The following is a 17,606-nucleotide window of genomic DNA, read 5'->3' as shown; positions in this document are numbered from 1 at the left end:
TAAGCGTACAAACCTGACGGCTACTTGTCTTCAGAACCCCCGTCTGAATCTTCCATGGGTGCTTCGGCGGGTTCGGGGACCTCGATGAGCACGCTACGGGTCTTAATGCGTCCGCGCCGGTCGCGGCCGCCTTCCGCGGTATAGCGTAGGCCGTCGTGGACGATGGCGGACCCCGGCAGCGGCACGCGGCCCAGCTCGTAGGACAGCAGGCCTGCCACAGTATCGACGGAGTCGGTGACGTCCTCCTCGAAGGCGAGCTCGTAGTCGAGGTTGTCGGCGAGGAAGTCGACGAGGTCGTCGAGAGGCAGGCGTGCCTGGGCGCGCAGGGTGCGCGCGGCGACGAACTCGATTGGGGCGTCTTCGTCGTCGTCGTATTCGTCGGTGATTTCGCCGACGATTTCCTCCAGGAGGTCCTCCATCGTGAGCAAGCCGGCGACGTTGCCGAACTCGTCGATCACGATGGCGATGTGCGTGTTCACCCGCTGCATCTCTTGCAGCAGCACGTCGAGTGGCTTGGAGTCCGGGATGAACAGCGGGTCGCGCATCAGGGTGGACAGCACGGTGTCCGGCGCCACTGGGGTGCCGGTGGGGCCGAACATGTCCTTCAAATATGCGACGCCCACAATCTCATCGACGTTCTCCCCGATGACGGGCACGCGGGAGTGCCCGGAGCGCACCATCAGCGTGGTTGCCTGGCGGGCGGACTTCTCCCCTTCAATCCAGATCATTTCGGGGCGCGGCACCATGATTTGGCGGGCGTGGGTGGAGGCGAGGTCGAAGATGTTTTGGATCATGCGGCCCTCGGCGGTTTCCACCACGCCTTTCTCCTGGGCGATGTCGACCATCTCGCGCAGCTCCACTTCGGTGGAGTACGGGCCGTCGCGGAAGTCCTCGCCGGGGTGGAACAGGTTGCCCACCCAGATGAGCAGGCGTGAAACTGGACCGAGGACCCGGTTGACAATGACCAGCCACGGCGCCGCCTTCAACGAGATCGTGTAGGGGTTGCGGCGCCCCGCGGTGCGCGCAAATACGCCGATGATGCTGAACTGCAGCAGCGTCACCGACGCGACTGCGGCGATGATCGCCCACGCGTCGGAGGAGAGCAGGTCCATCGCCAGCATGGCGGCGAAGACGGCTGCAACGGCGTCGAGGACGGTGCGCAGCATAACCAGCATGTTGATTTGGTTGGCGCGGGCGTCGACAACTCGGGCGAGCGCCTTGGCCCCGGAGACTTCGTCCTTGACCATGGTTTCTACGCGGGCGCGCGAAATCGGGGTCAGCGCCGATTCAACCGATCCGAACAGGCCGGAAAGTAGCAGCGCAATCACGGCGACGACGCCGTAGGCAACGGTGAACTCCATTTAGTCGCGGCCCTTCATCATGCGGTCGAGCTCCTCGCGGTCGGCGGCTGAGGGAAATGCATGGGCGCCGGTCGGCTTAGGCTGGTACTCGATGCCGCGTGCCGCCAGCGAGTCGTACCAGTCCGCGAGCAGCTCGTTTTGCAGCGAGAACATCTCGCGTTCCTCGTCCGGCATGACGTGGTCGTAGCCGAGCAGGTGCAGCACACCGTGGACGGTGAGCAGGGCGAGCTCGTGGCCGAGGTTGTGGCCTGCCATCTCCGCCTGCTTGCGGTCAAAGGATGGGCACAGGATGATATCGCCGAGCATCGCCGCGCCGAACGGGGACGCGTCCGGGCGTCCGCCGCCTGGGGTGAGCTCGTCCATCGGGAAGCTCATGACGTCCGTGGGCCCTTCCAGATCCATCCACCGAACGTGGAGGTCAGCCATGGTGGCTTCGTCGACAAGCGTGATGGTTGCCTCCGTGTCCGGGTGCACATCCATGGCTTGCAGGGCGAAGGAGCAGACATCGACGAGCATTTCCTCGTTGACGTCCGCCTCCCCCGATTCGTTGAGGACTTCAATACTCACTGTCTTGCCTCTTCTTCGCGTTGTTTTCGTTCGTAGCGTGCGGCGTTGCGCGCGTCGTGCTCGTCGTAGGCCGCGACGATCCGGGAGATCAGGTGGTGGCGCACGACGTCTTCTGCGCGCAGGTCCTGGAAGGAAATGCCCTCGATGTCGCCGAGGATGCGGCGGGCGACGCGCAGGCCGGAGACCGTACCGCGCGGCAAGTCAACCTGGGAAATATCGCCCGTGACCACCATCTTCGAGCCGAATCCCAGACGGGTGAGGAACATCTTCATCTGGGAGCCGGAGGTGTTCTGGGCCTCGTCGAGGATGACGAACGCATCCGAGAGGGTGCGCCCGCGCATGTACGCCAGCGGGGCGACCTCAATGATGCCGGCCTCGATGAGCTTCGGGATGGCTTCCGGGTCCATCATGTCGCGCAGCGCGTCGTAGAGCGGGCGCAGGTAAGGGTCGATCTTGTCGCTGAGCGTGCCCGGCAGGAAGCCGAGCTTCTCCCCTGCCTCGACGGCGGGGCGGGTCAAAATGATGCGCTTGACCTCTTTATTGTGCAGCGCCTGCACGGCCTTCGCCACGGCCAGGTACGTCTTGCCGGAGCCGGCCGGGCCGATGCCGAACGTGATGGTGTTGTCGTCGATCGCGTCGACGTAGGCCCGCTGGCCTGCCGTCTTCGGCCGGATGACCTTGCCGCGCCGCGAGATGATCTCCGCGCCGAGCAGCTCCGCCACCGACTCCGGTGACTCCACCTCCATCAGCGAAATCGCGTGCGTGACGGTATCCGCGGTAATGGGAACGCCGCGCCGCGCCATCGACTCGAGCTCGTCGAGCACCCGCAGCGCGTGCGCGACCACCACGGCCGGGCCCCGCACGGTCACCGCGTTGCCGCGGGCGTGCACGTCGGCGCCGAAGTGTTGGTTGAGCACCCGCAGGTTCGTGTCATTAATACCGAGCACGTCCTGGGTGTATACAGAGTCAAGCTCAATGTTGCGCGTGACCAAAGGTTCCATGTCGCCTAACCCTACCAGCGCGTCGTTAGCGCGCCGATTGCGCATAGTGCAGCAAAACCGGCGCTGGCGGTGCGCAACACTTCCGGCCCGAGGGTGACAGCGCGGGCGCCGATGAGCTCGAGCTCATCCTCGCCGATGCCTCCCTCAGGCCCCACGATGAGCCAGATGTCCCGTCCGAACTCGACGGTGGTCAGCGGCACGGCCGCGTCTTCGTGAAGCACCAACGCCTGCTTTTCGACGCCCCCTTCGCCCACCTCGGCAAGCAGGTCCTTCAGCTGGTTCGTGGTCACCGGATCTGCGACCTGCGGCACCCAGGCCCGGCGCGCCTGCTTCGCGGACGCGATCGCCTGGTGCTGCCACTTCTCCACCTGCTTGGCCTGCTTGGCGGCGGGCCAGCGCGCGATGGTGCGGTGCGAGATCCAGGGGACGATGGCGTCGACACCTCCTTGCACGGCGAGATCGACGGCGAGCTCCGCGCGTTCCGACTTCGGCACTGCCTGCACCAGGGTGACGCGCTGCTCGGGCGCGGGCACGGTGCGTACCTCAGTGACGTCGCCGCGCAGCTGCTGCTTGTCGCTGTGACGGACAATGACGTCCGCGACGGTGCCGGCGCCGTCGGTCAGCGCGATGCGCTCGCCGGGCTCGATGCGTTTGACGAAGGCGTGCTTCGCCTCGTCGCCGTCGAGGGTGCCGCTGGCGGGGTTCGGGGTGAGGAAGTACGGAACGCTCATTTAGCGGCGGAACCTGTCGCGCATGCGGGAGAAGAAGCCTTCGTCGCGCTCGTCGTCGTGGTGGACGCCGGTGGCGTCGCCGCGGGCGTCGCGAAGCTGCTCGAGGCTGCGGCGCTCCTCGCCACTGAGGTGCGTCGGCACGACGACCTGGATGTGGGCGATCATGTCGCCGTGGCCCTCGGCGCGCAGGCGTGGCATGCCCTCGCCCTCGAGGCGGACCTCGTCGCCGGGCTGGGTGCCGGCCGGGATCTCGATGGTGGTCGTGTCACCGGCAAGGTTTTCGACGTCGATGCTGGTGCCCAGCGCGGCGTCGTACATCGGCACGTTCAGGCGCAGGTGCAAGTCGTTGCCGTCGCGCACGAACGTCGAGTGCGGCGCGGTCTGCACCTCCACGTAGAGGTCACCGGCGGGACCGCCACCGTGGCCGACCTCGCCCTGCCCCGCCATGCGGATGCGCATCCCGTTGGCGATACCCGCCGGGATCTTCACCTTCAGGTCGCGGGTGGCGCGCACCCGACCGTCGCCGGCGCACTGGCGGCACGGATCCTGGATCACTTCGCCGTAGCCGTGGCACTTCGGGCAGTCGTGCGTGGTCATCACGTTGCCCAGGAAGGACTGCTGCACTTCCTGCACCACGCCCTGGCCCGCGCAGTAGTCACACTGCACGGGCTTCGCCTCAGACTCGGAGCCGGTACCGTGGCACTTCTGGCACAGCACTGCTGTATCGACGGTCACCTCCTTCGTCACGCCCGCGTAGGCGTCCTCCAGCGTGATCTGGGTGCGAAGCAGGGCGTCATTGCCCGGCTGAACGCGCGAGCGAGGCTCGTGGCTGCGCCCGCCTCCGCCGAAGAAGGCATCGAAAATGTCGCCGAAGCCCCCGAAGCCGCCGCCACCGGCGCCGCCCATGCCGCCCTGCTCCATCGGGTCGCCGCCGCGGTCCACGATGCTGCGCTTCGCCGGGTCCAGCAGCACCTCCTGCGCCAGCGAGATCTCGGCGAACTTCTCAGCCGCCTCATCAGACGGGTTCACATCCGGGTGGTACTTGCGGGCGAGCTTCCGGTACGCCCTCTTAATTTCCTGCTCGGTCGCCTCTCGGTCAACGCCGAGGATGCCGTAATAATCACGAGCCACTAGTTAGTTCCCTTTCAACACTTCGAAGTTATTCGCCCCGCAAAATGCGACTGATGTACTGAGCCACGGTGGCAACCTTTTGCATGGTACCCGGATAGTCCATATGTGTCGGACCGACCACCCCAAGGCCGCCGAGCGCCTCGTCGCCAGCTCCATATGCAGTACTAACAATGGAGGCCTGAGAAAATTCCTTTTCCTCATTCTCATTGCCAATACTGACCGAGACGTGCTCCAGCTGCTGCGCGTTCGCCAACAGCTTCAGCACGATCACCTGCTGCTCCAGCGCCTCAATCACGCTGTGCAGATCCACCATCCGGTTCACGCTCAAGTTCCCGGCGCCCGCGATGAGCAGCCGGTCGGTTGTGGTCTCCACCAGCGTCTCGATGAGCACCGCCGTCGCCCGCTCCACCGCATCCGCGATAACCGGCGGCGCCTGCGCGTGCAGCATCTTCAGCGCGGCGGAGGCATCGCGCATCGTCTTGCCCACCAGCACCGTATTGAGCAGGTCCCGCAGCAGGAACACCCCGTCGGTGCCCAGCGGCGCGGCGAGCTCCACGTTGCGCTGGTCCACGCGCCCGGTGTCCGTGATCAGCACCAGCAGCAGTCGCGTTGGAGCCAGCGCCACCACCTCGCAGTGCTTCACGCGAGACACGTTCAGCGTCGGCAGCTGCACCACCGCCGCCTGGTTCGTCAGCTGGGCCAGCAGCTGCACGCTGCGGCGCAGCACGTCCTCCATGTCCACGCCGTGCTCAAGGAAGTCCAAAATGGCGTGGCGCTCCGCTGTGGACAGCGGTTTGACGTCGTGGAGGGCGTCGACAAACGCGCGGTACCCGGCCTCCGTCGGGATGCGCCCCGAGGACGCGTGCGTCTGCGTGATGTAGCCCTCGCGCTCCAGCACGCTCATGTCGTTGCGGATGGTCGCCGAGCTGACCTTCAGCCCGTGGCGCTCCACCAGCATCTTCGATCCGACGGGTTCCTGCCGCGCAATATAGTCGGCGACGATTGCGCGCAGCACCCGCTGTCTGCGATCATTCGCTGCACTCATTAGCACTCTCCTTCGTCGACTGCTAACTCATACTACTCTGCCTCCTCGGCAGCCAAAATGTCCGTCACAATCCCGTCTGCCAGCAAGCGCCCCGCATCAGTCACGGCCACGCTCTCACCCGCAGTCAACAGGCCCGCCGCCACATACTTCTCGACGACCCCCTCCGCCCCCGAACCAATCATCCCCCGAGGCACACCCTCCTTCAGACGCAACCCCAGCATCACCTGCTCCTCGTGCCGCTCCTGCGGCGTGAGCGTCTCCCCGCCGTCAATCGGCAGCGTGCTGTCGGCGAGCAACTGGTTGTAGCGCTCCGGCCGCTTCACGTTCCAGAACCGGCGGTCCCCAATAAACGAGTGCGCCCCCGGGCCCGCGCCCCACCAGTGCGCGCCACGCCAGTACAACAGGTTGTGCTGGCACTCCCCACCTGGCCGCGCCCAGTTGGACACCTCGTACCAGCCGAACCCGGCCGCCTCCAAGGTCTCAGCGATCATCTCGTAGCGGTCCGCGTACACGTCCTCCTGCGGCTCGGGCAGCTCACCGCGGCGGATCTTGCGCGCCATGGCGGTGCCATCCTCCACGATCAGCGAATAAGCACTCACATGGTCGACGCCCGTCGACAGGATGGCGTCGAGGGTGCGGCGTACGTCGTCGTCCGTTTCCGTCGGCGTGCCGTAGATCATGTCCAGGTTCACGTGCTCGAAGCCGGCGTCGAGGGCCTCCTTGGCCGCCGCGACCGCCCTGCCCGGCGTGTGCTTCCGGTCCAACACCTTGAGCACCGACGCCGACGCCGACTGCATCCCCAACGACACCCTCGTAAAGCCGTGCTCCAGCAGCCCCGCGAAGTACGCCGGATCCGTCGACTCCGGGTTCGACTCCGTCGTCACCTCCGCCCCCGCCCGGATGCCGAAGGTGTCCCGCACCATCGACAACACCCTGCCCAGTCCATCCGCCCCCAACAGCGAGGGGGTCCCACCCCCGATAAACACTGTGCTCGCCTCAGCCACGCCCGGCTGGTGTGCCGCCAGCTGCAGCTCCTTTTCCAGCGACTCTAGGTACTCCGCGTGGGAGCTCTCCACCTCCGTCGGCGTATAGGTATTGAAGTCACAGTACCCACACCGTGTCGCGCAAAACGGCACGTGGATATAGACGCCAAAGTCGGGCTGTGATTGCTGCGCTGTGTTCATACCTCGCAATTGCAGCAGACCGGGGCCGAGTTTGCGAATTGCATTCGAGGCGTGCTCCCTGGCCGGCCAGTGCCAAAAGACGCAACCCCTTTTTCACGACCTGGGCTTTTGCCTCCTCCCCCAACAAGAAGTGCGTCCTTTGGCACTGCTACATGAGGACAAGCACCAAATTCCCTCACAAACCATCAGCGAACTGGGCAGACGCAAACCCCCGCCCTCAAATGAAGGAATTTGGTGCGCACCCCCTCGTGCCACAGACCTACGCCCCGCGGCGGCGGCGCTTCGCGGCCACCTTCGCCACTATGGCGTCCACCCGGGCGCGCTCCTCGAGAAACTGTGGCGGGGCGACACCGCGCATCGTGCGCACGAACGCGGGGTGGTCGATGCAGACGGTTTCCATCCAGCCGTCGACGGCGGCCTCGACCAGCTCGCCGACCCGCGCATACAGGTGCGGCAGGCTCACGGCACCCAGTTCCCTTGCGACCATCTCGGTCTGCTCGAGCGTGTACTGCACGATCTCGCCGAGGTGCTGCACGGTCAGGTCGGTGCGGCCGGCAAGCGCATCCTGCATGGTCTGCACGGAGAACGGCGCTTGGAGTGGGAAGAGGTCTTCGAGGCCGGCGGCGTCAAGAAGTTCGGGCTCGGGGATCTTTTCCTCCGGCCGGTAGGAGGCGGAGAGCACCCCGGCGCGCATCCCGGTGGTCAGCGCCTGGCGAAGCCCGATGAGTTCGCCGACGATGCGGCGGGCGTCGTTGCGGGCATCGTCGACGATTTCGACGAATTCAGCGAGGCAGTCGTCGGTAAGTTCGCCGTCGTAGTCTGCGACTGCTTCGGCGAGGTGCTCCGTGTATTCAGCAACTTCGTCGCCGATGTTGTAAATCTCCTGTGTCAGCTCACGGTGGCGTAGCATCGCTGCAGTTTTATGCACGAATAGCCCCCTTCTGGCTCACAGGAAGTACGGATCAAAAGTCGATGGAAATGTTAAGCCATGGGCGCGCCCCACGGGTTGAGGCGCGCCGGGGGCCTAGCGCTCGTAGAGCTTGTCGATGTCCTCGCGGAAACGCTCGAACACCACATTGCGCTTCACCTTGAGGGTTGGCGTCATCTCGTTTGCCTGCTCGCTCAGGTCGCGGTCGAGGATGCGGAACTTCTTGATCGCCTCGGCGTGCGAGACGGTCCCGTTGGCAACGTTGATGGCGTCTTGCACCTCGGCGCGCAGGACGGGGTCGCCGGCGAGCTCGCTGAGTTTGCGGTTCTCCGGGATGTTGTGGGTGGACTTCCAGCGCTGCAGCTCTTCCTCGTCGAGGGTCACCAGTACGCCGACGAACGGCTTGCCGTCGCCGACGACGAGCGCGTTGGAGATCAGCGGGTCCTGGCGGATGATGTCCTCCATCGGCCCCGGTGAGATGTTCTTGCCGCCGGCGGTGACGATGAGGTCTTTCTTGCGGCCGGTGATGCGCACGTAGCCTTCGTCGTCAACCTCGCCGAGGTCACCGGTGTTGAACCAGCCTTCGGTGAAGGCTTCTTCGGTGGCGGCTTTGTTGTTCCAGTAGCGGTCGAAGACGCCGGGGCCCTTGAACTCGATTTCGCCGTCGTCGTTGGTGCGGACTTGGTAGCCGTTGACCGGGCGCCCGACGGTGCCAATCTTGTTGGCGTTCTTGTTATTGACGCAGGATGCGGCGCAGGTTTCGGTGAGCCCGTAGCCCTCGTAGATTGGGATGCCGATGCCGCGGAAGAAGTGCAGCAAGTCGGCGCTCATGGCGGAGCCGCCGGTGATGCCGTACTTCACGGAGCCGCCGATGGCCTCCTTAATCTTGGAGTAGACGACGCGCTCGAAGACGCGGCGCTTCGCCTTGAGTATCCGGCTCGGCCCCTCGGGGGTGTCCATGGCCTTGGAGTACTCGATGGCGGTCTTCTCCGCCTCAAGGAACGCAGCCTTGCCGATGGCGGAGCCGTCCGCGGCCTTGTTATAGGCCGCATTGCGGACCTTCTCGAAGACGCGCGGCACGCCGAGCACCATGTTCGGCTGGGCGCGCTGCAGCTCCACGGTCAGGGTGTGGGTATCGGCCCAGTGGGACTGGGTGGCGCCCGCCATCGTCAGTGCGAGGCTGACTGCGCGCTGCAGCACGTGCGCCAGCGGCAAGAAAGTAACGACGCGCTTGCCGGGGCGGGCCACCTCACCGATGTCGTTCTTGATCAGCGCCCAGGTCTGGTGTGCCCAGTTGCCGTGGGTTAAGGCCACGCCCTTCGGGCGGCCGGTGGTGCCGGAGGTGTACACGATGGACCCGAGGTCGTCGTGGGTGAGGGAGGCGGAGCGGGCGTCGACAAGCGACTGCTCGACATCCCTGCCCTCGAACTTGACGGTTTCGACCCCGGCGGCGTTGAATTCGTAGATCTTGCGCAGCTTCGAGCTCGAGTCCTTCAGGCGCGGCTTGCCGTCTTCCTGGAGGAGGAAGGCGCTCATCAGCTGGGTGTGGTCGCGCGACTCGGTGAAGGCGATCTCGGCGCCGGAGTCCTCGAGGATCCACTGGATCTGGTGCATGGAGCTCGACGGGTAGATCGGGACGCTGACCGCCCCGGCTGCCCAGATGGCGAAGTCAACGAGGGACCACTCATAACGGGTGGAGGAAAGCACCGCGATGCGGTCGCCCGGCTCGACGCCGTTTGCGATGAGCCCCTTGGCCGTTTCGTAGACCTCTTCGAGGAACTCCCCCGCGGTCACATTGACCCAGTCGTAATTACGTGGGCGGGAAAACAGCACGATGTGAGGCTTTTTCGTGCAGATATCCACGAGCGCCGACAGGCAAGTGTCAGTGGGACTCAGCTTGAATCCGAGCGGAGTTGTGTACGTTTCTGAAGCCATGGTTGGCAAGGTTACCTGACAGAAACTACCTTTTGCGTGAGCTCCACTCTGCAAAACATCAGTTCTTTGGCACAATGGGTTGATGTGACCAACGTAGAACTGCTCCATTCATTAGCTTCCGCGTACGGGTTCGGCACGAGCTACCGCGCTTCCAACGGTGCGATGACCACCCCGCCGCCGGAATCATTCATCTCCCTGCTGCAGGCCCTGGGCGTCAACATTAGCGACGCCCCCTCCGACGAGGAGTTGCACCACCTGATTCACGCCAGGCACCAGTACTGGGCAACCCGCCCGCTGCCGCCCTGCGTTGTGGCCACGGCCGGGCAGGAGCGCCACTTCAACGTCCACGTGCACGACGGACACCCGGCCCACACCTGGATCCAGCTTGAGGACGGCACCCCGCGCGAGACCTACCAGGACGAAAACTGGGCGCCACCAACTGCCGACGTCGCCGGCGTGGTCTGGGGCGAGGCCACCTTCCACGTGCCGGGCAACCTGCCCCCGGGCTACCACACGCTGCACCTGGAGTCCGATAACTTCAAGGACTCCTGCCCGCTGCTGGTGGTCCCGGCGCGTCTGGAGAGCAACCAGCGCTACATCGATAACCCGGTCTTCGGTGTGATGGCGCAGCTGTACTCGGTGCGTTCCGAGCAGTCCTGGGGCATCGGCGACTTCGAGGATCTCGGCACGCTCGCGGTGCTGCTGGCTGAGCAGGGCGCTGATTACCTGCTGATCAATCCGGTGCACGCGGCACAGCCAATCCCGCCGGTGGAGGACTCGCCGTACCTGCCGACGTCGCGCCGCTTCGTCAACCCGATCTACATCTCTGTCGAGGCGGTTGATGAGTACTACAAGCTGGACAAGGACGCGAAGGCCCAGATTGAGCGCATGGTCGCTCCGCTGAAGGCGCTCAACCGCAGTGCGGAGCCGCTGCGTCGCAACGAAATCTTCGAGACGAAGCTCGCCGTACTTCGCGAGCTGTTCTTCATCGCCTGCGCCGACGAGCGCCGCACCCACGACTTCGAGCTCTTCTGCCTCGACGAGGGCGAAGGCCTCGAGGAGTTCGCCCGCTGGTGCGCAGTGGAGGCAATGGAGACCGCGCCGTCGCGCCACGAGCTCGACGAGGAACTCGAGGAACTCACACGCTTCTACATGTGGCTGCAGTTCATCACCGACGAGCAGCGCCGCCGCGCCCAGGACAAGGCGCTGGCAGCGGGCATGAAGGTCGGCATCATGACCGACCTCGCGGTGGGGATCCACCCCGATGGTGCCGACGCCAACACGCTTGCCAACGTGCTCGTCCCCGAGGCGTCCGTCGGTGCCCCGCCGGACCAGTACTCCCAGCAGGGCCAGGACTGGTCGCAGCCGCCATGGCACCCGCAGGCGCTCGCCGAGGCCGGCTACGAGCCGTGGCGTGAGCTGCTGCGCACCGTGCTGCGCCACTCCGGCGGTATCCGCGTCGACCACATCCTTGGTCTCTTCCGCCTGTTCTGGATGCCACGAAACGTCTCCCCGATGTTCGGCACCTACATGAATTACGACCACGAGGCCATGGTGGGCACCCTGGTGCTCGAGGCGCAGCGTGCGAACGCCGTGGTGGTGGGCGAAGACCTGGGCACGTTTGAGCCGTGGGTCCAGGACGTCCTGCAGGACAAGGGCATCCTTGGCACGACGGTGCTGTGGTTCGAGTCGTACGACGACGGCTCCCCGCTCCACACCTGGGATTACCGCCGCTTGGCGTTGTCGGCCGTCGGCACGCATGACCTGCCGCCGACCGCTGGCTACCTGCGGTTCGCGCACAACATCCTGCGCGACGAGCTCGGCCTGATCGAGGAGCCGCTCGAGGAGCTCAACGAGCAGGACCACCAGTGGCAGGCCCGCGTGCTTGACCGCGTGCGCGAGGACGGCCACTTCCACGGCACTTCCCTTGAGCACACCGAGTTCACGCAGCTGAGCGCCGAGGAGTTCGCCCGCGACGTCGACGTGGAGGACCTGCTCGTCGGCCTTACCCGCTTCATCGCCGCCACCCCATCGGCGATGACGGTGACGAACCTGGTGGACATGGTCGGCGATACCCGCATCCAGAACCAGCCGGGCACCAACGCGGAGCAGTACTCCAACTGGTGCATCCCGCTGACGGACAACAACGGCAAGGCGGTCCTCATCGAGGACCTGCCGAGTATCGAGCTGTTCGGTCGGGTCGCGGAGGCGTCGAAACGCTAGCGCGCTAGAGCAGCCCGGCCAGGGCCGCGACGATGACCAGCGCAATCATCACCCACAGTGCCTGTGTGACACGGGACTGTGGGTATTTGCGTTTCTGCTTCGGAAGCTGCTGATCGCGCTTGCGGAGTTCTTCAGGGTTGGCCATAGTTGACCACCTTACTTCTTCGAAATTTTGTACGCGATCCAGTCACTCAAACGCAGCATCGCCCACGAGGCCACCCCCGCGAGCGGCAGCGCCACCAGCAGGATCAGTGGCGTCTGCAGCCATGGCGACAGATCAAACATCGCTGCCCTCGAGCCCGCGGCGGACCAGCAGAGCGCGGGTGTCCTTGTCGCGGCCGCGGAAGGCGCGGTAGGCCTCGGCGTAGTCGCGCGCGGCACCAACCGAGAGCACCGTGTCCCGGAACCGCTGGCCGCTGTCCCGGTTGATACCGGATTCCTCGATGAACTGGTAGCCGTCGGCGTCCAACGCCTCCGCCCACAGGTAGGAGTAGTAGCCCGCTGAGTAGCCGCCCGCGAAGATGTGGTTAAACCACGTGGAGCGGTAGCGCGGCTCGAGGCCTTCGACGTCCAGGCCAACCTTCTCGAGTGCCCGCTGCTCGAAGGCGTCAATGTCCTCGGGCACCTCGCCGTCGAGCGAGTGCCACGCCAGGTCAATCGCGCAGGCCGCCAGGTACTCCGCGGTGGCGAAGCCCTGCCCGAACGTCCGGGACTGGCGCACGGCCTCCAGCAGCGCATCCGGGATGACCTCGCCGGTGTCCACGTGGCGCGCGTAGTTACGGATGATCTCCGGCGCGAACGCGTAGTTCTCGTTGATCTGGGAGGGGAACTCCACCCAGTCGCGCGGCACGTTGGTGCCGGAGAGCGTCGGGTAGCGCACGTTGGACAGCAGTCCGTGCAACGCGTGGCCGAACTCGTGGAACACGGTCGTAACCTCGTCGATCGTCAGCAGGTCGGAGGTCAGCGACATCACGTTCACCACGACGGGCTTCGTGCCGGTCAGCGTCGACTGGTCCACGAAGGAGCTCATCCAGGCTCCCCCGCGTTTCGACGGCCGCGCCCCGTAATCCGTCAGCAGCAGGCCAATGCCGGTGCCGTCTTCCTCCTTGACCTCCCACACGTGTACGTCGTCGCGGTAGCCGTGCAGGTCCTCGCGCTGAGTAACCGTGATGCCGTAGAGCAGGTTCGCAGCGTAGAAGACGCCGTCGCGCAGCACCTGCTGCAGCGGGAAGTACTTGCGCAGCTCGGCGTCGTTCACCGCGAAGGCCTCCTCCCTGCGGCGCGCTTCCCAGTACGGCCAGTCAGCGCCGTCCAGTTCCATCCCGGCCAGCTCACCTGCGAGCTTGCGTTCCGCGGCGGCGTTCGACGCGGCCGCGGGCGCGAGGTCACTGATGAGCTTGCGGGCCGCGGCAGCGCTGCCCGCGGTTTCCTCCGCGATGACGTAATCGGCGTGCGTGTCGAAGCCGAGCAGCTTCGCGCGCTCCTGGCGCAGCCGCACCGACTCGACCACGAGCGCACTGTTGGTGTCACGGCCGCGCTGGCGGGAGGCGTCGAACAGCTTGTGGCGCGCGCTGCTGGACTCGAGCTCGGCCTGCAGCGACTGGGTCGTCGGCAGCTCGATCGGCACGACGTAAACACCGGGGTCATCGGCGTCGCGGTAGGCTGCGAGCTCCTCCTCGCTCAAGCCCGCGAGCTCCTCACGGGTCATGCGCACCGCGAGCTTCGTCGTGTCCGCGAGTAGGTTGCGGCCGAACTGCTCGGAAAGCTCCGAGAGGCGCTGATTCAGCTCGCGCAGGCGCTGTTTGCCTGCCTCGTCGAGCTCCGCGCCACGGCGGGTGAACCGGCGCAGCAGCAGGTCGTAGAGGCGGCGCGACTCCTCGTCCGCCGGGGCCTCCACTGCACGCAGGCGGCCATAAAGTTCTTGGTTCTGGTAGATCGCGTCCGTATGCGCGGACAGGCGCGGCACGATCGCGTCCGCGACCTGGTCAAACTCAGGCGAACCGTCGGTGCCCTGCAGGTTGAAAAACCATGCCAAGACTCGCTCTAAGTCGCTGCCCGCGCGCTCCAGCGCCTCGACGGTGTTCTCCCACGTCGGGGTGTCCTCGGCGCAAATGCGGGCAATTTCTTCTTCATGCAGCACGAGCGCCCGCTCGAAAGCGGGCAGTACGTGTTCAAGGCGGATCGCCTGGAAATCAGGCAGCCCGTAAGGCAGTTCGGACGGGTGCAACAACGGATTGTCAGTCATGGCACCCCATCCTACTTGGGGTGTGAGTTAGGCTGGCTTGCGGCCAATCACCAGGAAGGTCGGGCGCGACTCATGTCCCTGCGGCGCGCCGAACTCCTCGTCGATCTTGGTAATCTCCGGCAGCTCAACAACCTCGACGTCCTCCAGGCCAGCGGCGCGGAAGACCTCTGCGTATGCCTCCGGGGAGTCGGCCGTCGCGAGTGGCAGCTCCTCGAGTACGTCGTCGGTGTAGGTCAGCACGAAGGAGTCCGGACCGTTATCGGAGATGACCTGCGTGTCCTTCGAGATCCCGTTCGGGAACCAGGTCGCGTCCGCGGCGATGATCAGACCGCCAGGCTTCAGCGCCTCGGCCCAGCCACGGATCGCTTCCGTCGGCTCGCGCAGCGTCCACAGCAGGTAGCGGCTCACAACGACGTCGAAGTCGAAGAAGGACGGAGGCAGGTCCGTCACGTCGACTTCGGCGAACAGTGGGGTATTAATGCCTTCTTCCTGGCGAAGCTCCGCTTCGTCGCGGGCCTCGTCGAGCATCGGCTCGCACGCATCCACGCCAACAACCGCGTAGCCGAGCTCCGCAATGATGTGGGCAATGTAGCCGTCACCCGTGCCCATGTCCAACACGCGAACCGCGTCCTGCGGCATGTAGCGCTTGAAGATGTCAGTCCACGCTGCGCGGTCTGCCTTGGCGCGCTCTGCTGTCCTGTGTTCGCGGTGGTATGCCTCAGCCCGGCCTGCCCAGTACTCGGTGATGCGTGCTTGGGTATCTGTCATTTGGGACAACTCATTCCTACAGAAGAAAGACAATAATCACTCACTAGCATAAGTCACCTTCGGCAGCTCGTCGAGGAACTTGGCGGGAGCGTTTACACTGGCCTGTCATGGACGTCACCATCACCTGCCCCGCCGGCGCGATCACCGGCACCGCCACCACAGCCACCCGCGAGTTCTACTCCATCCCCTACTCGCGTATCGACGTCCCCTTCGATCCCCCACGTCCCGCCCCCGAGGGCCATCTCATCGACGCCACCACGCCGCACCCAGACACCATCGGGCTGAGCATCACCACCCCGGCAACAGCGCGGGCCCTGGATGACTACCCGGTGATGGTCTACCTGCACGGCGGCCGCTTCGAGGAGGGCAACCACTGCGAGACCACCTCCCAGCCGGAGGCGTTCGCGAAGCAAGGCGTCGTGCAGGTGCGGGTGGGGTACCGTCGAAAATTCCCTGGACTGCTCCCCTTCACCAATGACACGTCGTTCCGCGCGGTGGAGGACTGCCAGGAGGCGCTGCGGTGGGTGCTGCGCAACATCGAGCACTTCGGCGGCGACCCAACCAACGTCACGCTGGTCGGGCACTCGGCGGGGGCGGCGCTGGCGCTCTGGTTGGCGCGCCGCGACCACTACCAGGGAGCGTTCCGGCGCGTGCTGGCGCTGTCCCCCGCGTTTCCGCGCGTGCCCTTTGCGCAGCGCAAGTGGGCGGCGCGCGGGGCGCTCGGCACGCCGCTGACGCGCCTCGACCTCAACTGGTTGGCCGAGCGCCGCCCGGACGCCATCGAGCGCGCCTACCAGCGCTTCCGCACCCAGTACTTCCACGACATCGCGCTTGGCCCGGCACCCTTCGAGCCTGCGGAGCTCGCCGAGGTACCAATCGTGGTCACCTCCACCCGCGAGGAGTTCCACCAGTCCGGCGAGGGCTTCAACGCCTTTGGCGCCACGTTCATCCGCTGCTTCGGCCGATTCTTCGGCGCCAAAAGCGCGGCAGCCCGGCGCAACTACATCGAGGCCGCACGAACCACGGACCCCGGCAAACTCGCGGGCAGGTTCTTCTCGGACGCGCTGGTCCGCCGCTGGGTCGACGACGCCTGCGAGCACGGCCCCGCCGACATCCGCCAGATCGAGTTCTGCGCGGACACCCCGCTCGGCCACAGCTACGAGCTCGAGGCACTCTTCGGGGAGCCCACGACCTACATCGGCCAGCTCATCTACGGCTACATCTGCAGCGGGCAGGCCGACTGGCCCACCTACCGCCCGGGCCGAAACGTCCTGCGCGCCTCGCTCAACGCCGACACGACGACGGTCGTGGAGGATCCGCTGCGCAGCGTTCGGGAGGCGTTCAACCAGTAGGCTAGCGCCCGGCGCGCTCCAGCACAGCACGCAGCCGCTTATCCGCCAGCTCTTCGACCAGCCACGGCGAAAACGCGAACGGGGTCGCGTCCGCCGCGCGAACAACGTCGGCGGGGTCCGCCCAGTGCAACGAGTCCACCTCGTCCGGGTTCGGGTCCACAGCCTCGTGGCCCGGCGCCAGGCGCGCGGAGTACACCGGGCAGACTTCGTACTCAACGATGCCGGAGGAATCCACCGCACGGTAGCGGAACTCCGGCAGCACCGGCGTCACGTCCAGCACAGCCCCCTCCGGCAAGCGCAGTTCCTCGACCGAGCGGCGCAGGATCGCCGCCGGCACGTCCTCTCCGGGGCCGGGGTGGCCGCAGAAGGAGTTGGTCCACACACCGGGCCACGTCTTCTTCCCCAACGCGCGCCGGGTGAGCAGCAGCTGGCCGTCCTCGTTGAACAGCCAGCAGGAAAACGCCAGGTGCAGCGGGGTGTCCCCGGTGTGAACTGCGGCCTTGTCCGCGGAGCCGATCGGCGCGCCGTCCTCACTGAGCAGGATTACTTCTTCGCGCATTAGTTATTCAGGTTCCCCTTGAACTTCACGTTGCCGATCGTAAACTCCGCATCCCACAGGCCATCCGGGGTCACGTCGAAGGCATACTTCGCGTTCGTGGTTGCCCCCGGACCCAGCGGGCGGTCCACGCCGAGGATGTCTACCCCTGCCTGCTCGGCGCTGATCGGGTTGGCGTCGACAAACTTGTTGTTGCCGGTGTTGTAGCGCAGCTTCGGCTTGAGCACGTCAACGGGCATTGGCACGTCGCTCTTGTTCGTCACTGCCACGACGATAATGCTGCCGGCGCCGGTGCCGTAGCTGCTGCCCTGCCACTTGTAGGACAGCTCCATCTTCGGGTCATCGACGCGCTCGCCGGTGATCTCCGTGGAGGTCACCGGGTCCACCTGCTCTTGGTGGAACTCCGGCTGTGGGGCGCCAGTGGGCGTCGTCACCTCGATGTCAGTGGATGTTGCGGTGTCATCCTCAGACACGCACCCGCCCAGCGTGAGAGTAGTAACGAGCAGCAAGACCGCAGCTGACAGTGTGTGGTGGCGCATCGGTGCCCTTTCATATGGTTCAAGCGAAAACAATTGGTCA

At 65.6% G+C, this 17,606-nt stretch carries 17 protein-coding genes; 2 read left to right on the top strand and 15 right to left on the bottom strand.

Annotated elements, in window-relative coordinates:
* Positions 1-20 precede the first annotated feature (20 nt).
* The 9 genes from BJP05_RS02805 to BJP05_RS02765 form a co-directional block, all read right to left on the bottom strand.
* Positions 21-1,361 carry a hemolysin family protein gene (locus BJP05_RS02805; RefSeq protein WP_070362088.1) on the bottom strand — a complete coding sequence of 447 codons (1,341 nt, stop codon included), beginning with the start codon at positions 1,359-1,361 and terminating at the stop codon, positions 21-23.
* Positions 1,362-1,928, bottom strand: a complete 567-nt coding sequence (ybeY, locus tag BJP05_RS02800; protein ID WP_070362087.1) for an rRNA maturation RNase YbeY — start codon at positions 1,926-1,928, stop codon at positions 1,362-1,364.
* The gene (locus BJP05_RS02795) at positions 1,925-2,929 is read right to left on the bottom strand and encodes a PhoH family protein (protein WP_070362086.1); all 1,005 of its coding nucleotides are present in this window, start codon (positions 2,927-2,929) and stop codon (positions 1,925-1,927) included. Before BJP05_RS02795 ends, ybeY begins: the two co-directional genes overlap by 4 nt.
* A gap of 11 nt (positions 2,930-2,940) precedes the next feature.
* Entirely contained in the window at positions 2,941-3,660 is a 720-nt protein-coding gene (locus tag BJP05_RS02790) for a 16S rRNA (uracil(1498)-N(3))-methyltransferase (RefSeq protein WP_070362085.1), read from the bottom strand.
* The gene (gene dnaJ, locus BJP05_RS02785) at positions 3,661-4,791 is read right to left on the bottom strand and encodes a molecular chaperone DnaJ (protein WP_070362084.1); all 1,131 of its coding nucleotides are present in this window, start codon (positions 4,789-4,791) and stop codon (positions 3,661-3,663) included.
* 28 nt (positions 4,792-4,819) lie between these two features.
* Positions 4,820-5,836, bottom strand: coding sequence for a heat-inducible transcriptional repressor HrcA (gene hrcA / locus BJP05_RS02780; RefSeq protein WP_070362083.1), 1,017 nt, complete (start codon positions 5,834-5,836; stop codon positions 4,820-4,822).
* Positions 5,837-5,868: 32 nt separating this feature from the next.
* Positions 5,869-7,020 (bottom strand): radical SAM family heme chaperone HemW, encoded by a 1,152-nt coding sequence (gene hemW, locus BJP05_RS02775; protein ID WP_070362082.1) that lies wholly within the window; start codon positions 7,018-7,020, stop codon positions 5,869-5,871.
* A gap of 259 nt (positions 7,021-7,279) precedes the next feature.
* A complete protein-coding gene (locus BJP05_RS02770) occupies positions 7,280-7,948 on the bottom strand; it encodes a hypothetical protein (RefSeq protein ID WP_083290858.1) in 669 nt (222 codons plus the stop codon).
* A gap of 96 nt (positions 7,949-8,044) precedes the next feature.
* Positions 8,045-9,883: a long-chain fatty acid--CoA ligase gene (locus tag BJP05_RS02765; protein ID WP_070362080.1), complete on the bottom strand. Its 1,839-nt coding sequence runs from the start codon at positions 9,881-9,883 to the stop codon at positions 8,045-8,047.
* Between the two features lie 84 nt (positions 9,884-9,967).
* On the opposite strand from BJP05_RS02765, the gene malQ reads away from it, so the two are divergent.
* Complete coding sequence (malQ, locus tag BJP05_RS02760) at positions 9,968-12,106, top strand: 4-alpha-glucanotransferase (RefSeq protein ID WP_205634843.1); 2,139 nt, start codon at positions 9,968-9,970, stop codon at positions 12,104-12,106.
* 4 nt (positions 12,107-12,110) lie between these two features.
* Here malQ and BJP05_RS11270 read toward each other — a convergent pair whose 3' ends face one another.
* From BJP05_RS11270 to BJP05_RS02750, 4 genes are read right to left on the bottom strand one after another with little or no spacing between them, the layout of a single operon-like run.
* Positions 12,111-12,251 (bottom strand): hypothetical protein, encoded by a 141-nt coding sequence (locus tag BJP05_RS11270; RefSeq protein WP_168156168.1) that lies wholly within the window; start codon positions 12,249-12,251, stop codon positions 12,111-12,113.
* An 11-nt stretch (positions 12,252-12,262) separates the two neighbouring features.
* Positions 12,263-12,391 carry a hypothetical protein gene (locus BJP05_RS11525; RefSeq protein WP_255364707.1) on the bottom strand — a complete coding sequence of 43 codons (129 nt, stop codon included), beginning with the start codon at positions 12,389-12,391 and terminating at the stop codon, positions 12,263-12,265.
* Positions 12,384-14,351: a M3 family metallopeptidase gene (locus BJP05_RS02755; protein WP_070362078.1), complete on the bottom strand. Its 1,968-nt coding sequence runs from the start codon at positions 14,349-14,351 to the stop codon at positions 12,384-12,386. Before BJP05_RS02755 ends, BJP05_RS11525 begins: the two co-directional genes overlap by 8 nt.
* A gap of 27 nt (positions 14,352-14,378) precedes the next feature.
* On the bottom strand, positions 14,379-15,119 hold the full coding sequence (locus BJP05_RS02750) for a class I SAM-dependent methyltransferase (RefSeq protein WP_070362077.1): 741 nt from the start codon (positions 15,117-15,119) through the stop codon (positions 14,379-14,381).
* 107 nt (positions 15,120-15,226) lie between these two features.
* On the opposite strand from BJP05_RS02750, the gene BJP05_RS02745 reads away from it, so the two are divergent.
* A complete protein-coding gene (locus BJP05_RS02745; protein WP_070362076.1) occupies positions 15,227-16,471 on the top strand; it encodes an alpha/beta fold hydrolase in 1,245 nt (414 codons plus the stop codon).
* Position 16,472: 1 nt separating this feature from the next.
* Here BJP05_RS02745 and idi read toward each other — a convergent pair whose 3' ends face one another.
* Together idi and BJP05_RS02735 are read right to left on the bottom strand one after the other, a co-directional pair.
* Positions 16,473-17,030, bottom strand: coding sequence for an isopentenyl-diphosphate Delta-isomerase (gene idi, locus BJP05_RS02740; RefSeq protein WP_070362075.1), 558 nt, complete (start codon positions 17,028-17,030; stop codon positions 16,473-16,475).
* Positions 17,030-17,500: a hypothetical protein gene (locus tag BJP05_RS02735; protein ID WP_240492791.1), complete on the bottom strand. Its 471-nt coding sequence runs from the start codon at positions 17,498-17,500 to the stop codon at positions 17,030-17,032. The genes idi and BJP05_RS02735 overlap by 1 nt, the downstream gene beginning before the upstream one ends.
* Between the last annotated feature and the right edge of the window lie 106 nt (positions 17,501-17,606).

Source organism: Corynebacterium sp. NML98-0116 (assembly GCF_001767255.1).
In the GTDB taxonomy this organism is placed as follows: Bacteria; Actinomycetota; Actinomycetes; order Mycobacteriales; family Mycobacteriaceae; genus Corynebacterium; species Corynebacterium pseudogenitalium.
Note: the sequence above shows the minus strand (reverse complement) of the source record. Positions and strands in the feature narration are given on the sequence as shown.